This is a genomic window from Enterobacter quasihormaechei, from assembly GCF_004331385.1.
Lineage (GTDB): Bacteria > Pseudomonadota > Gammaproteobacteria > Enterobacterales > Enterobacteriaceae > Enterobacter > Enterobacter quasihormaechei.
Genome location: NZ_SJON01000022.1, coordinates 1 through 14,494 on the forward strand (window position 1 = coordinate 1; position 14,494 = coordinate 14,494).

The 14,494-nt window shown below is 57.2% G+C and carries 14 protein-coding genes and 1 tRNA gene; 10 read left to right on the forward strand and 5 right to left on the reverse strand.

All coding sequences use genetic code 11. The annotated features are described in order from the left end of the window. The first annotated feature begins 45 nt into the window (after positions 1 to 45). Positions 46 to 121 (forward strand) — tRNA-Trp (locus tag E0L16_RS20030). A 99-nt stretch (positions 122 to 220) separates the two neighbouring features. Here the strand turns inward: E0L16_RS20030 and hdfR are convergent. Next, complete coding sequence (hdfR, locus tag E0L16_RS20035) at positions 221 to 1,042, reverse strand: HTH-type transcriptional regulator HdfR (protein ID WP_063449988.1); 822 nt, start codon at positions 1,040 to 1,042, stop codon at positions 221 to 223. A 118-nt stretch (positions 1,043 to 1,160) separates the two neighbouring features. Here hdfR and E0L16_RS20040 point away from each other — a divergent pair, with 118 nt between their 5' ends. Further along, on the forward strand, positions 1,161 to 1,499 hold the full coding sequence (locus E0L16_RS20040) for a MaoP family protein (protein ID WP_006808641.1): 339 nt from the start codon (positions 1,161 to 1,163) through the stop codon (positions 1,497 to 1,499). Positions 1,500 to 1,525: 26 nt separating this feature from the next. Here the strand turns inward: E0L16_RS20040 and E0L16_RS20045 are convergent, their stop codons facing one another. Beyond that, on the reverse strand, positions 1,526 to 3,046 hold the full coding sequence (locus E0L16_RS20045; protein ID WP_131638037.1) for a YifB family Mg chelatase-like AAA ATPase: 1,521 nt from the start codon (positions 3,044 to 3,046) through the stop codon (positions 1,526 to 1,528). Positions 3,047 to 3,384: 338 nt separating this feature from the next. On the opposite strand from E0L16_RS20045, the gene ilvL reads away from it, so the two are divergent. From ilvL to ilvA, 7 genes are all read left to right on the forward strand, one after another. Next, positions 3,385 to 3,483, forward strand: coding sequence for an ilv operon leader peptide (ilvL, locus tag E0L16_RS20055; protein WP_001311244.1), 99 nt, complete (start codon positions 3,385 to 3,387; stop codon positions 3,481 to 3,483). 86 nt (positions 3,484 to 3,569) lie between these two features. Further along, positions 3,570 to 3,620, forward strand: coding sequence for a peptide IlvX (ilvX, locus tag E0L16_RS22130; RefSeq protein ID WP_166792073.1), 51 nt, complete (start codon positions 3,570 to 3,572; stop codon positions 3,618 to 3,620). A 2-nt stretch (positions 3,621 to 3,622) separates the two neighbouring features. After that, a complete protein-coding gene (ilvG, locus tag E0L16_RS20060) occupies positions 3,623 to 5,269 on the forward strand; it encodes an acetolactate synthase 2 catalytic subunit (protein WP_131638041.1) in 1,647 nt (548 codons plus the stop codon). Continuing rightward, entirely contained in the window at positions 5,266 to 5,529 is a 264-nt protein-coding gene (gene ilvM, locus E0L16_RS20065) for an acetolactate synthase 2 small subunit (protein ID WP_003860184.1), read from the forward strand. The genes ilvG and ilvM overlap by 4 nt, the downstream gene beginning before the upstream one ends. Before the next feature lie 18 nt (positions 5,530 to 5,547). After that, positions 5,548 to 6,477: a branched-chain-amino-acid transaminase gene (gene ilvE / locus E0L16_RS20070; RefSeq protein WP_003860182.1), complete on the forward strand. Its 930-nt coding sequence runs from the start codon at positions 5,548 to 5,550 to the stop codon at positions 6,475 to 6,477. A 60-nt stretch (positions 6,478 to 6,537) separates the two neighbouring features. Then, positions 6,538 to 8,388 carry a dihydroxy-acid dehydratase gene (ilvD, locus tag E0L16_RS20075; protein ID WP_028014820.1) on the forward strand — a complete coding sequence of 617 codons (1,851 nt, stop codon included), beginning with the start codon at positions 6,538 to 6,540 and terminating at the stop codon, positions 8,386 to 8,388. 2 nt (positions 8,389 to 8,390) lie between these two features. Further along, entirely contained in the window at positions 8,391 to 9,935 is a 1,545-nt protein-coding gene (gene ilvA / locus E0L16_RS20080; RefSeq protein WP_131638043.1) for a threonine ammonia-lyase, biosynthetic, read from the forward strand. Here the strand turns inward: ilvA and ilvY are convergent. Then, positions 9,932 to 10,822 carry an HTH-type transcriptional activator IlvY gene (gene ilvY, locus E0L16_RS20085; protein WP_063449990.1) on the reverse strand — a complete coding sequence of 297 codons (891 nt, stop codon included), beginning with the start codon at positions 10,820 to 10,822 and terminating at the stop codon, positions 9,932 to 9,934. The genes ilvA and ilvY overlap by 4 nt on opposite strands. 152 nt (positions 10,823 to 10,974) lie before the next feature. Between ilvY and ilvC the strand changes: the two genes are divergently transcribed. Beyond that, complete coding sequence (ilvC, locus tag E0L16_RS20090; RefSeq protein WP_063865878.1) at positions 10,975 to 12,450, forward strand: ketol-acid reductoisomerase; 1,476 nt, start codon at positions 10,975 to 10,977, stop codon at positions 12,448 to 12,450. A gap of 38 nt (positions 12,451 to 12,488) precedes the next feature. On the opposite strand, the gene trmL is transcribed toward ilvC, so the two are convergent. Both trmL and E0L16_RS20100 read right to left on the reverse strand, forming a co-directional pair. After that, the gene (trmL, locus tag E0L16_RS20095) at positions 12,489 to 12,962 is read right to left on the reverse strand and encodes a tRNA (uridine(34)/cytosine(34)/5-carboxymethylaminomethyluridine(34)-2'-O)-methyltransferase TrmL (RefSeq protein WP_131638045.1); all 474 of its coding nucleotides are present in this window, start codon (positions 12,960 to 12,962) and stop codon (positions 12,489 to 12,491) included. A 46-nt stretch (positions 12,963 to 13,008) separates the two neighbouring features. Next, on the reverse strand, positions 13,009 to 14,349 hold the full coding sequence (locus E0L16_RS20100; protein ID WP_063865877.1) for an MFS transporter: 1,341 nt from the start codon (positions 14,347 to 14,349) through the stop codon (positions 13,009 to 13,011). Between the last annotated feature and the right edge of the window lie 145 nt (positions 14,350 to 14,494).

Below are 14,494 nucleotides of genomic sequence, written 5' to 3' on the forward strand. Positions count from 1 at the left end.
GACATTAAGCCTGCCCTCCCGGCAGGCTTAATGGCAAAAAACTTTAGGGGCGTAGCTCAGTTGGTAGAGCACCGGTCTCCAAAACCGGGTGTCGCGAGTTCGAGTCTCTCCGCCCCTGCCATATAGAATCCTTTGCTTCGGCAAAGGATTTTTTTTGCCTGCAAAACGGCTGAAAGCCCTTCTGAAGACTAAGCAGCCTGCGTCTCCGCAGGCTTTTGCGTTAATCCAGTATACTGGTTTTTAACAGATCTTTTATCTGCGATTGCTTATCGCTGTTTTGCAGCCAAATGGCATACAGCGGCCTGGAGAGCGTCGTCGAATCGGTAACAACGTGGAGTGCAGATTTATTATCCGCCCAGCGAACAGGTAGCCACGTGCAACCCTTCAGTGCAGGAAGTTGCTGGCAGGCGATCTCCGCAGAGCTTGTCGTAAGCTGCGGGATATCATCGCTGGCAATTAACCCCGTCTCATGCTGCTGAAAGTCAGGTCCCCATTCCAGGCGTAAATAATTAAGGTCGGCCTTCATCATTGCAGGCTCAGATGCATAGAGCGCCAGACTGAACTGCCCAACAATCTGGCTGCTAAATTCGTCCATCTTGGGGGCTTCTGTGGTGATCAGCAGGTCCAGCTGACGTTCATGGAGTTGCTTAACCAGCGACTGACGTTGCGCAATCCTCGCCTCAAATTGCAGATGATTATGTGTACGATATAGCCGCATAAGCCACTGGCTGAGCATGCATTCCCACAGTGATGCGCTGGCACCGATCGAGAATTCATTGTGCCGGGAAGTGTGCGCAACCTCCTTTCGCGCCGCCTGCCAGGTATTCATCAGGGTTTCTGCATACGGCAGCAGTTTTTCACCGGCTGGCGTTAAGCGGATATTGTTGCGATGACGGGTAAAAAGGTTCACACCCAGTTGATTCTCCAGTTGTCGAATACGAAAACTGACTGCTGACTGCGTCAGGTAGAGGGCTTCAGCTGCTCGCCCAAAGTGTCGCGTTCTGCTCACTTCGAGGAAAGTTTTTAGCAATTCCGTATCCACATCTTTCTCCACAAAATTATTTGTCGTTATGATTTAAATGTTTTGTTTTACACTCTGTCAAGCGTAACTAATACTCCGCGCCATAAATAGCTCGGCCAAAGAATTAGGAGCGTGTAGGATGGCGGAAAGCTTTACGACGACTAATCGTTTTTTCGACAATAAACATTATCCGCGCGGGTTCTCTCGTCACGGCGATTTCACTATCAAAGAAGCTCAACTTCTTGAGCGCCATGGTTATGCCTTCAACGAGCTGGATCTGGGTAAACGTGAACCGGCAACCGAAGATGAAAAACAGTTTGTCTCTGTTTGCCGTGGTGAGCGTGAGCCGCAGTCTGATGCAGAACGTGTATGGATCAAGTATATGGCTCGCATCAAGCGTCCTAAGCGTTTCCATACGCTGTCTGGCGGTAAGCCGCAGATGGAAGGTGCAGAAGACTACACCGAGTCTGACGATTAAGAAGAGAAGGGGCTACGGCCCCTTTTTTACGCCAGCATTTTTTGCAGATGCAGCAGCAGTCGATCGATCGCACGGTAGCTTAATGCCTCCTGCAAATGTCGCCTCTCAATTCCGGGGCAGCCTTCTACGTCGGCGACGGTGCGCGCGACCTTCAACAAACGCTGCCACGCGCGAATGGATAGTCCAAACCGCGTCAGCGTCTCCTCCAGCCAGCCTGCATCTTCGGCATTAAGAGAACAAAACTGTCGGATCCCGGCGTTATCCAGCCGGGCATTCAGCCTGTTCTGTCGAGCATACTGCCGCGCCTGTGCTGCAATAACCCGTTCGCGTACCGCTGCTGAGCTTTCGCCTCTAATACCGCTTTGCCTGAGCAGACCGGGCGGTGGCAGGGGGATCTCCAGAGATAAATCAAAACGGTCGAGAAAGGGCCCGGACAGCTTACTCAGATAGCGCAGCGTCTGCTCCGGCGTACAGCGGTTATGGTTTCCCTGATAATGGCCCGTTGGGCTAGGGTTCATCGCGGCGACCAGCTGAAACTGCGCAGGGTAGCTTATTTTGGCGCGTGTACGAGAGAGATGTATCTCGCCGGATTCAATCGGCTCCCGCAATGCATCCAGCACGCGGCGTTCAAACTCAGGCAGTTCATCCAGGAACAGAATGCCGTTGTGCGCCAGAGAGATTTCACCCGGTCCGGGAATCGACCCTCCGCCCACCATCGCGGTAAGAGACGCACTGTGGTGCGGCGAGCGGAAAGGGCGGCGGCGCCACTGTTTATGCAACGATGTAGAACTGACCAGGCTAAATATCGCGGCGCTTTCCAGCGCTTCGTGATTATTGAGGGGTGGCAGGAGGCCGTTCAACCTGCTCGCCAGCATCGTTTTCCCCGTGCCTGGCGGACCTATCAGTAACAGGTTATGCCCGCCCGCGGCAGTGATCTCCAACGCCCGCTTCCCCTGGTCCTGCCCCATAATATCGCTGAGATCCTCAGTTGAATCTGGCGGCTCCTCCTCCTTCTCCTGCGGTTCGGCAAGCTCGTGTCGGCCTTCCAGCCAGGCGCAAACCTCCTGCAAATGTCCCGCAATCAGGCATCCCTTTTCGGCGATAAGGCTTACTTCAGAGGCGTTTTCATTGGCTACAATGATTTGTCTTCCCGCACGTATGGCTTCAAGCGCACCCGATATTGCACCGGGAACGCCCCTTAACGCGCCTGTAAGCGCTAATTCACCCACGAACTCGCACGAGCTTAGCCCTGTCGTGTTGAGCTGTTCAGAAGCCGCGAGAAGCGCTATAGCAATAGGTAAATCATATCGCCCACCCTCCTTTGGCAAATCAGCGGGTGCCAGGTTGATGGTGATCTTCTTCGCGGGAAAAGCATAACCGCTATTGATAATGGCGCTGCGCACACGATCCCTCGCCTCTTTAACGGTGGTTTCCGGTAAGCCGACCAGCGTCAATCCGGGCAGCCCATTGCTTAAATGAACCTCTACAGAGATGAGCGGTGCCTTCACTCCGATAGCCGCGCGTGTATAAACAACTGACAGTGACATAAGCCCTCCTTGGCGGTGACTATGCCAGTCTCGTGTTTTTCTGTTTAGCTTTAAATCGCTGATTTACGACGCGCGTTCATGCTTTTTAGCAGCAAAATGTAAACGTTACATGCTGGCGAAAGCCGCCTCGCAAAAAAGAAATCATGCTCGCCCTGCCTGAAGAATCAGGAAAAAAATGAAAAATCTTCATTTCTATTTTTTCCCTATATAAAACAACGATTTTCAAAGAAATAGTTCGCATGCTAAAGAAATGGGTCATAAAAAAATCTTGTGTCAGATGAAATATCTGTGGTAACTCTTTAGGTATTCCTTCGAACAAGATGCAAAAAGAACTGAAAATGACAGCCCTTCTACGAGTGATTAGCCTGGTCGTGATTAGCGTGGTGGTGATTATTATCCCACCGTGCGGGGCTGCACTTGGACGAGGAAAGGCTTAAGAATCAAGCCTTAACGAACTAAGACCCCCGCACCGAAAGGTCCGGGGGTTTTTTTATGACTAAAAAACTTAAATGAGGAGCAGAGAATGACGACTAGCACAAAATTCTGTTTCTCCAGATTTATGACGGGGAACTGACTATGAATGGGGCACAATGGGTAGTACATGCGTTGCGCGCGCAGGGAGTTGAAACCGTATTCGGTTATCCGGGTGGCGCAATTATGCCGATTTACGATGCACTGTATGACGGCGGCGTGGAACACCTGTTGTGCCGGCACGAGCAGGGCGCAGCGATGGCCGCCATCGGCTATGCCCGTGCCACCGGTAAAACCGGCGTCTGTATGGCAACCTCGGGCCCTGGCGCAACGAACCTGATTACCGGCCTGGCTGACGCACTGCTCGATTCCGTTCCCGTGGTGGCGATCACCGGCCAGGTGGCCTCACCGTTCATCGGCACCGATGCCTTCCAGGAAGTGGACGTGCTCGGTTTATCGCTGGCCTGTACTAAGCACAGCTTCCTCGTTCAGTCCCTCGAAGAGCTGCCGCGCGTGATGGCCGAAGCGTTCGAGGTTGCCAGCTCTGGCCGTCCTGGCCCGGTTCTGGTGGATATCCCGAAAGATATCCAGGTTGCACCTGGCGATCTGGAGCCGCATTTCTCCACCGTGAAAAGCGACGATGCGTTTCCGCATGCAGACGTTGAAGAGGCGCGTCAGATGATGGCGCAGGCGAAGCAGCCGATGCTGTACGTCGGCGGCGGGGTGGGTATGGCGCAGGCTGTTCCGGCGCTTCGCGCGTTCATTGCGACCACGCAAATGCCCGCCACCTGTACCCTGAAAGGCCTGGGCGCAGTCGACGCGGACTACCCGTATTACCTGGGTATGCTGGGAATGCACGGTACTAAAGCGGCAAACCTGGCGGTGCAGGAGTGCGACTTGCTCATCGTCGCAGGCGCCCGTTTCGACGACCGCGTCACCGGCAAGCTGAATACCTTCGCGCCGAATGCCAAAGTGATCCATATGGATATCGATCCGGCGGAGATGAACAAACTGCGTCAGGCGCACGTGGCGTTGCAGGGCGATCTTAACGCGCTGTTACCGGCGCTGGAGCAGCCGCTGGATATCAACGCATGGCGTCAGCACACCGCAGATATGCGCGCTGAGCATGCCTGGCGTTACGATCACCCAGGCGATGCCATCTACGCGCCGCTGCTGTTGAAGCAGTTGTCCGACCGTAAACCCGCCGACAGCGTGGTGACGACGGATGTAGGCCAGCATCAGATGTGGTCAGCCCAGCACATGACCTATACCCGCCCGGAGAACTTCATCACCTCCAGCGGCTTAGGCACCATGGGCTTTGGCCTGCCGGCAGCCGTAGGCGCCCAGGTGGCCCGCCCGAACGATACCGTGATCTGTATCTCCGGTGACGGCTCCTTCATGATGAACGTTCAGGAGCTCGGCACCGTGAAGCGCAAGCAGTTACCGCTGAAGATCGTGTTGCTCGATAACCAGCGTTTAGGGATGGTTCGCCAGTGGCAGCAGCTGTTCTTCCAGGAGCGTTACAGCGAAACAACCCTGACCGATAACCCCGATTTCCTCACCCTGGCCAGCGCCTTCGGCATTCCTGGCCAGCACATCACCCGTAAAGACCAGGTTGAAGCGGCACTCGACACCATGCTGTCAAGCGAAGGGCCATACCTGCTTCATGTCTCAATCGACGAGCTTGAGAACGTCTGGCCGTTGGTACCGCCCGGTGCCAGTAACTCACAAATGCTGGAGAAATTATCATGATGCAACATCAGGTCGCCGTGCAGGCTCGCTTCAACCCGGAAACGTTAGAACGCGTATTGCGCGTGGTCCGTCACCGTGGCTTTCAGATTTGCTCTATGAATATGGAAACGGCCACCGACGCGCAGAACATCAGTATCGAATTAACCGTTGCCAGCCCGCGGCCGGTCGACTTACTGTTTAGTCAGTTATCAAAGCTGGTAGACGTTGCCCATGTTGCCATCTGCCAGAGCACAACCACATCACAACAAATCCGCGCTTAAGCGTGACAGGACGAAAAAATGACGACAAAAAAAGCTGATTACATTTGGTTCAATGGGGAGATGGTTCGCTGGGAAGACGCGAAAGTTCACGTGATGTCCCACGCGCTGCACTACGGTACCTCCGTGTTTGAAGGCATCCGTTGCTACGATTCTCACAAAGGGCCAGTGGTGTTCCGCCATCGCGAACACATGCAGCGTCTGCATGACTCAGCCAAAATTTATCGTTTCCCGGTCTCTCAAAGCGTTGATGAGCTGATGGAAGCCTGCCGCGAAGTGATTCGCCAGAACAAACTGACCAGCGCCTATATTCGTCCGCTGGTCTTCGTGGGTGATGTGGGCATGGGCGTGAACCCGCCGGCCGGTTACAACACTGATGTGATCATTGCTGCGTTCCCGTGGGGCGCCTACCTGGGCGCAGAAGCACTGGATCAGGGGATCGACGCAATGGTTTCTTCCTGGAACCGCGTGGCGCCAAACACCATCCCGACCGCCGCTAAAGCGGGCGGTAACTACCTCTCCTCACTGCTGGTCGGCAGCGAAGCGCGCCGCCACGGCTATCAGGAAGGCATCGCCCTCGACGTGAACGGCTACATCTCAGAAGGCGCGGGCGAAAACCTGTTTGAAGTAAAAGACGGCATTCTGTTTACCCCGCCGTTCACCTCTTCCGCGCTGCCGGGCATCACCCGCGACGCCATCATCAAGCTGGCGAAAGATCTGGGTATCGAAGTGCGTGAGCAGGTGCTGTCCCGCGAATCCCTCTACCTGGCAGACGAAGTGTTCATGTCCGGTACCGCGGCTGAAATCACGCCGGTTCGCAGCGTCGACGGTATCCAGGTGGGTGAAGGCCGCTGTGGTCCGGTGACCAAACGCATCCAGCAAGCCTTCTTCGGCCTCTTCACCGGCGAAACAGAAGACAAATACGGCTGGTTGGATCAGGTTAATCACTAAATATAAATGTGGGACGGCACGCACCGTCCCATTAAATAGTCAGACGGGAGTCAATAAAGCATGCCTAAGTATCGTTCAGCCACCACCACCCACGGCCGTAACATGGCGGGTGCCCGCGCATTGTGGCGCGCCACCGGAATGACCGACGCCGATTTCGGCAAGCCAATTATCGCCGTGGTGAACTCCTTCACCCAGTTTGTACCGGGCCACGTGCATCTGCGCGATCTCGGTAAGCTGGTTGCCGAGCAAATCGAAGCCTCCGGCGGCGTGGCGAAAGAGTTCAACACCATTGCGGTGGATGACGGTATCGCAATGGGCCACGGGGGAATGCTCTATTCACTGCCGTCGCGCGAGCTGATCGCCGACTCGGTGGAGTATATGGTCAATGCCCATTGCGCCGATGCGATGGTCTGTATCTCCAACTGCGACAAAATCACCCCGGGGATGCTGATGGCCTCCCTGCGCCTGAACATTCCGGTGATCTTCGTCTCCGGCGGTCCGATGGAGGCGGGTAAAACCAAGCTCTCCGACAAAATCATCAAGCTCGACCTGGTCGATGCGATGATCCAGGGCGCAGACCCGAAAGTCTCTGACGAGCAGAGCGATCAGGTGGAACGCTCCGCGTGCCCGACCTGCGGCTCCTGTTCCGGCATGTTCACGGCCAACTCCATGAACTGCCTGACCGAAGCGCTGGGCCTTTCTCAGCCGGGCAACGGCTCGCTGCTGGCGACCCACGCCGACCGTAAGCAGCTGTTCCTCAACGCCGGTAAACGTATCGTTGAGCTGACCAAACGCTATTACGAGCAGGACGATGCCAGCGCGCTGCCGCGCAATATCGCCAGTAAAGCGGCGTTCGAAAACGCCATGACGCTGGATATCGCCATGGGCGGCTCCACCAACACCGTTCTGCATTTGCTGGCCGCCGCGCAGGAAGCCGAAATTGACTTCACCATGAGCGACATCGACAAGCTCTCCCGTAAAGTGCCGCAGCTGTGTAAAGTCGCGCCGAGTACTCAGAAGTACCACATGGAAGACGTGCACCGCGCGGGTGGCGTCATCGGTATCCTGGGCGAGCTGGATCGCGCCGGGCTGCTGAACCGCGACGTGAAAAACGTCCTCGGCCTGACGCTGCCGGAATCGCTGGATCAATACGATGTAATGCTGACCAAAGACGACGCGGTGAAAAAGATGTTCCGCGCCGGTCCGGCGGGTATTCGCACCACCCAGGCGTTCTCGCAGGATTGCCGCTGGGACACGCTGGACGACGACCGCGCTGAAGGCTGCATCCGCTCGCTGGAGCACGCCTACAGTAAAGACGGTGGTCTGGCCGTGCTGTACGGTAACTTTGCGGAAAACGGCTGCATCGTGAAAACCGCAGGCGTGGACGACAGTATCCTGAAATTCACTGGTCCGGCGAAAGTGTACGAAAGCCAGGACGAGGCGGTAGAAGCCATCCTCGGCGGCAAAGTGGTGGAAGGCGACGTGGTTGTCATTCGCTACGAAGGGCCGAAAGGCGGTCCGGGCATGCAGGAGATGCTCTACCCGACCACCTTCCTGAAATCGATGGGCCTCGGTAAAGCCTGCGCGCTGATCACCGACGGCCGTTTCTCCGGCGGCACGTCTGGTCTCTCCATCGGCCACGTCTCCCCGGAAGCGGCAAGCGGCGGCAACATCGCAATCATCGAAGATGGCGACCTGATCGAAATCGACATTCCGAATCGCGGCATTCAGCTGAAGCTGAGCGATCAGGAGATTGCGGCCCGTCGTGAAGCGCAGGAAGCACGCGGCGACAAAGCCTGGACGCCGAAAGATCGCCAGCGTGAAGTCTCCTTCGCCCTGCGCGCCTACGCGAGCCTTGCAACCAGTGCAGATAAAGGCGCGGTGCGCGATAAATCTAAACTTGGGGGCTAATGATGGCCGAGTCACAACCCTTATCCGCCGCTCCTGAGGGGGCGGAATACCTGAGAGCGGTGCTACGCGCGCCGGTCTATGAAGCCGTGCAGGTCACGCCCCTGCAAAAAATGGAAAAACTCTCCTCGCGCCTCGACAACGTCATTCTGGTGAAGCGCGAAGACCGCCAGCCGGTGCACAGCTTTAAGCTGCGCGGTGCCTACGCGATGATAGCGGGGCTGACGGACGAGCAGAAAGCGCGCGGCGTCATTACCGCGTCGGCGGGCAACCACGCGCAGGGCGTGGCGTTCTCCTCGGCCCGTTTAGGGCTGAAGGCGCTGATCGTGATGCCGGTTGCCACCGCGGATATCAAAGTCGACGCGGTGCGCGGTTTTGGCGGGGAAGTGCTGCTCCACGGCGCGAATTTTGACGAAGCCAAAGCCAAAGCGATTGAGCTGGCGCAGCAGCAGGGCTTCACCTGGGTGCCGCCGTTCGACCACCCGATGGTGATTGCCGGGCAGGGCACGCTGGCGCTGGAGCTGTTGCAGCAGGATGCCCATCTCGACCGCGTCTTCGTCCCGGTGGGCGGCGGCGGGCTGGCGGCAGGCATGGCGGTGCTGATCAAACAGCTAATGCCGCAGATCAAGGTGATTGCAGTTGAAGCGGAAGACTCTGCCTGCCTTAAAGCGGCGCTGGACGCCGGACATCCGGTGGATCTGCCGCGCGTCGGGCTGTTTGCCGAGGGCGTGGCGGTGAAGCGCATTGGCGATGAAACGTTCCGTCTGTGCCAGGAGTATCTGGACGATATCGTCACCGTCGACAGCGACGCCATCTGCGCGGCAATGAAAGATCTGTTCGAAGATGTACGTGCGGTGGCGGAGCCGTCCGGCGCGCTGGCGCTGGCGGGGATGAAAAAATACATCGCCCAGCACAACATCCGCGGCGAACGTCTGGCGCACGTGCTGTCGGGTGCCAACGTGAACTTCCATGGTCTGCGCTACGTTTCCGAGCGCTGCGAGCTGGGCGAACAGCGTGAAGCGCTGCTGGCGGTGACCATCCCGGAAGAGAAGGGCAGCTTCCTGAAGTTCTGCCAGCTGCTGGGCGGTCGTTCGGTAACGGAGTTCAACTACCGCTTTGCCGATGCCAAAGATGCCTGCATTTTTGTCGGCGTGCGTCTGAGCCGGGGCGTGGAGGAGCGAAAAGAGATCCTCAGCCTGCTGCATGAAGGCGGCTACAGCGTGGTCGATCTCTCCGACGATGAAATGGCGAAGCTGCACGTGCGCTATATGGTCGGCGGGCGTCCCTCGAAACCGCTCCAGGAACGCCTGTTCAGCTTCGAGTTCCCGGAATCACCGGGCGCGCTGCTCAAGTTCCTGCACACGCTGGGCACGCACTGGAACATCTCCCTGTTCCACTACCGTAGCCACGGCACCGACTACGGCCGCGTGCTGGCGGCGTTCGAGCTGGGCGAGCACGAGCCGGATTTCGAAACGCGCCTGAACGAGCTGGGCTATGAGTGCCATGACGAAACCCACAATCCGGCGTTCAGGTTCTTTCTGGCAGGCTAGTGGTTCGGCAATATCTTCCAGAACGCATCAATAAGCGGCTCATGCAGCCGCTTTTTTTGCGCACATACGCCAAGCTCAAACGGCGTTTTCTCGTCGCTGCGCTCCAGAATCATCACGCGGTTGCGCACCGGCTCCGGGCTGTTTTCCAGCACCACTTCCGGCAGCAGCGCCACGCCGCAGCCGAGCGCTACCATTGAGACCATCGCCTCATGTCCGCCCACCGTGGCGTAAATCGACGGGTTGCTGATCTTCTGGCGGCGGAACCATAGCTCAATGCGGCGGCGCACCGGGCCCTGATCGGCCATGATAAACGGCACCGTGGACCAGTCCGGTTTCTCAACAGATATCTGATTACGCACCGGGCAGGGCAGCGCCGGAGCAATCAGCACCACCGCCAGATTCTCCAGCATCGAGAACGCCACCGCGCCCGGCAGCGTTTCGGGCTTCCCGGCAATGGCCAGATCCGCTTCGCCGGTCACCACTTTTTCCATGGCGTCGGCGGCATCGCCGGTAGTGAGTTTAATTTCAACCGACGGATGCTCCGCGCGAAAGCGGTCAAGAATGGGAGGAAGATGGCTATAGGCTGCCGTTACGGAGCAGAAAATATGGAGTTCACCAGAGAGCGACGGCCCCTTCTGGTCGATGGTGTGCCGCAGCTGCTGATACTGCAACAAGGTTTGCTGGGCAAAAACCCGCAGCTCGTCGCCCGCTTCCGTAAGGGTAACGGTACGGTTATCGCGCACGAAAAGCGGCTGGCCGAGGTCTTCCTCAAGGCGCTGGATCTGGCGCGAAAGCGTGGAGGGGCTGACGTGCATCGCCCGGGCGCTGCGGCCAAAGTGACGGCTTTCCGCCAGGTGCAGGAACATTTTTAGATCGCGTAAATCCACCGATTCCACTCCCTCTTTTTTCATTGCAAAAACTGCAATGTGATGTTGTGAATATATCAATTTCCGCAATAAATTTCCTGTTGTAATGTGGGTACATTCTCGCTGAAACGCGAACCGAACAATAAGACACACAACATCACGAGGTATCACCCATGGCTAACTACTTTAATACACTGAACTTGCGCCAGCAGCTGGCGCAGCTGGGCAAATGCCGCTTCATGGCGCGCGATGAATTTGCCGATGGCGCGAGCTACCTTCAGGGTAAAAAAGTGGTCATCGTCGGCTGTGGCGCACAGGGCCTTAATCAGGGCCTGAACATGCGTGACTCCGGGCTGGATATCTCCTACGCCCTGCGCAAAGAAGCGATTGCTGAAAAGCGTGCCTCCTGGCGCAAAGCGACCGAAAACGGCTTTAAGGTGGGTACTTACGAAGAGCTGATCCCGCAGGCGGATCTGGTCGTTAACCTGACGCCGGACAAGCAGCACTCTGACGTTGTGCGTTCCGTACAGCCGCTGATGAAAGACGGCGCCGCGCTGGGTTACTCCCACGGCTTCAACATCGTTGAAGTGGGCGAGCAGATCCGTAAAGACATCACCGTAGTGATGGTGGCGCCGAAGTGCCCGGGTACGGAAGTGCGTGAAGAGTACAAGCGTGGTTTTGGCGTGCCGACGCTGATCGCAGTTCACCCGGAAAACGATCCGAAAGGCGAAGGCATGGCGATTGCCAAAGCCTGGGCAGCGGCCACTGGCGGCCACCGTGCGGGCGTGCTGGAATCTTCCTTCGTTGCGGAAGTGAAATCTGACCTGATGGGCGAGCAGACCATTCTGTGCGGCATGCTCCAGGCCGGCTCTCTGCTGTGCTTCGACAAGCTGGTGGAAGAAGGTACCGATCCGGCCTACGCAGAAAAACTGATTCAGTTCGGCTGGGAAACCATCACCGAAGCGCTGAAGCAGGGCGGCATTACGCTGATGATGGATCGTCTGTCCAACCCGGCAAAACTGCGCGCGTTCGCACTCTCTGAGCAGCTGAAAACCATCATGGCGCCGCTGTTCCAGAAACACATGGACGACATCATCTCCGGCGAGTTCTCTTCCGGCATGATGGCGGACTGGGCGAATGACGACAAAAAACTGCTGACCTGGCGCGAAGAGACCGGTAAAACCGCGTTCGAAACCGCACCGCAGTACGATGGCAAAATCACCGAGCAGGAGTACTTCGACAAAGGCGTACTGATGATCGCGATGGTGAAAGCAGGCGTTGAGCTGGCGTTCGAAACCATGGTGGATTCCGGCATCATCGAAGAGTCGGCGTACTATGAATCACTGCACGAACTGCCGCTGATTGCGAACACTATCGCCCGTAAGCGTCTGTACGAAATGAACGTGGTGATCTCCGATACCGCCGAGTACGGTAACTACCTGTTCTCTTACGCATGCGTGCCGCTGCTGAAAGAGTTCATGACTACCCTGCAAGCAGGCGATCTGGGCAAAGCGATTGCGGAAGGTGCGGTTGATAACGCGCAGCTGCGTGACGTAAACGAAGCGATTCGCAGCCATGAAATCGAGAAAGTGGGCCAGAAACTGCGCGGCTACATGACCGATATGAAACGCATCGCGGTAGCAGGCTAAATACGACGAATCGGGTGGCGCAAGCCACCCGAAGTGTTTCAGCTACGCAGTATCGCGCCGGGATATCCCAGCTGGCGCCACGCCTCATACACCACCACCGACACCGCATTCGACAGGTTCATGCTGCGGCTGTCCGGCATCATCGGAATACGAATTTTTTGCTCGGCTGGCAGGGCATCCAGAATGGTGGCCGGCAGGCCGCGGGTTTCCGGACCAAACATCAGATAATCCCCGTTCTGATAGCTTACGGCGCTGTGCGCTGGCGTACCTTTGGTGGTCAGGGCGAACATGCGCTGCGGCTTCTCGGCGTCCAGAAACGCGGCGTAATCGTGATGACGAACGACGGCAGTAAACTCATGGTAGTCCAGCCCGGCGCGGCGCAGGCGTTTGTCGTCCCACGTGAAGCCCATCGGCTCAATGATGTGCAGACGAAAACCGGTGTTGGCGCACAGGCGGATGATATTGCCGGTATTGGGTGGGATTTCTGGTTCGAATAAGACGATGTTAAGCATGCTGCCCCCTTAATTGCGGGGGGCAGAATAGCAGAAAAGAGAGGGACTACGCGACGCCCGGTTCCTGTATACGGCAACGCAGCATTTTGTAGCAGGTCGCCGCCGCAGCCACCAGAGCGGGCACGCTGAGGATCATTAAAATACTGTCTGCCTGCCACTGCATGGAAAGAAGCTGGGCGCTGGTCATGGTGCCCGCCACGCCACCGAAGCGGCCGATCCCCTGCATCCAGGCGATACCCGTCGCGCGGCACTCGGTAGGGTAAAAGGTAGCGGCCAGAGTTTGCATGCCCGACTGCGCGCCGTTCATCGCGATCCCCATCAGGAATATCAGCCCGCCAAACATGACGATATGGTTATGCTCAATGCCCAGTAAAAGAATAAGGCCCATCGTCAATACGAAACCACCCGCGACCACCTTATGCGCTTCCCAGCGGTCCATCATCCAGCCGGCGAGCAGAATGCCTGCGGTACCGCCGAAGGTAAACAGGGAGGTCAGCCAGGCGGACTCCGCCAGCGCATAGCCCATCCCCTGCATCAGCGTCGGCATCCAGCTAAGCAGGACGTAGTAAATGACCAGCCCCATAAAATAGGTGACCCACAGCATCAGGGTGCCGGGTAGCCAGGGCATGGAAAAAAGCTGCGCCACGCTCCCTTTTTTAGACGCCACCTTTTCTTCCGCCAGGAAAAAGCCCGTGACGCTATCGAGCGTGCTGCGGGCGAACCGGCTGGCGATGCGGCGAACCTGCGCGACGTCTTTCCCGCGCTGAACCAGAAACTTCACCGATTCCGGCAGCAGCAGCGCCAGCAGCACGGTTAAAATCAGCGGCGCAATCGCGCCGGTGAGCAGTACGCTTCGCCAGCCGTGGTGAGGGATAAGCCAGGAAGAGATCGCCCCGCCGCCCGCCGCACCCAGCGGAAAGCCGCAGTACATGGTATTGATCGCCATGGCGCGGCAGCGCTGAGGAGCAAACTCCGAGATCAGCGTGATGGCGTTTGGCATTGCAGCACCCAGCCCGAGGCCCGTCAGAAATCGCCACAGCGTCAGCGTATTCAGGCTTTGCGCCCAGGCCGTACCCAGGCTCGCCAGGCCGAAGAACAGGCACGAGAAGACCAGCACGCGTTTGCGTCCCATGCGGTCCGATACCGGACCTGCAATCAGGGCTCCCAGCGACAGCCCCAGCAGCGCTGCGCTCAGCACCGGCCCCAGATCCTGTTTATCTATTCCCCACTCCGCCGACAGCGTAGGCGCAATGTAACCCATCGCTGCGGTATCGAACCCATCGATCGCCAGCACCAGAAAGCCCAGCACAATAAGAAGCCAGTGAAACCCTGAAAAGGGGCTTTCATCGATCACCTGCTGAATATCCACCCGACCTGAATACGTCATATGCGCCTCTCCGATGTGATGTTGTTTTTGTGTTCTTGTATTTGCTTGTCTATACAATTGCGGAGGGGCAGGGTGTGTCAAATTTTCTTATCCAGAATGTTACGTAGGTGTTATTTTCGATAAAAAAAAGCGCCCGAGGGGGAAA

Coding starts and splice junctions, on each gene's coding strand:
- ilvE (WP_003860182.1), top strand. CDS start 5,548: ATGACGACAAAAAAAGCTGATTACATTTGGTTCAATGGGGAGATGGTT.
- ilvM (WP_003860184.1), top strand. CDS start 5,266: ATGATGCAACATCAGGTCGCCGTGCAGGCTCGCTTCAACCCGGAAACG.
- E0L16_RS20040 (WP_006808641.1), top strand. CDS start 1,161: ATGGCGGAAAGCTTTACGACGACTAATCGTTTTTTCGACAATAAACAT.
- ilvG (WP_131638041.1), top strand. CDS start 3,623: ATGAATGGGGCACAATGGGTAGTACATGCGTTGCGCGCGCAGGGAGTT.
- ilvD (WP_028014820.1), top strand. CDS start 6,538: ATGCCTAAGTATCGTTCAGCCACCACCACCCACGGCCGTAACATGGCG.
- ilvA (WP_131638043.1), top strand. CDS start 8,391: ATGGCCGAGTCACAACCCTTATCCGCCGCTCCTGAGGGGGCGGAATAC.
- ilvL (WP_001311244.1), top strand. CDS start 3,385: ATGACAGCCCTTCTACGAGTGATTAGCCTGGTCGTGATTAGCGTGGTG.
- E0L16_RS20100 (WP_063865877.1), bottom strand. CDS start 14,349: ATGACGTATTCAGGTCGGGTGGATATTCAGCAGGTGATCGATGAAAGC.
- trmL (WP_131638045.1), bottom strand. CDS start 12,962: ATGCTTAACATCGTCTTATTCGAACCAGAAATCCCACCCAATACCGGC.
- ilvC (WP_063865878.1), top strand. CDS start 10,975: ATGGCTAACTACTTTAATACACTGAACTTGCGCCAGCAGCTGGCGCAG.
- E0L16_RS20045 (WP_131638037.1), bottom strand. CDS start 3,046: ATGTCACTGTCAGTTGTTTATACACGCGCGGCTATCGGAGTGAAGGCA.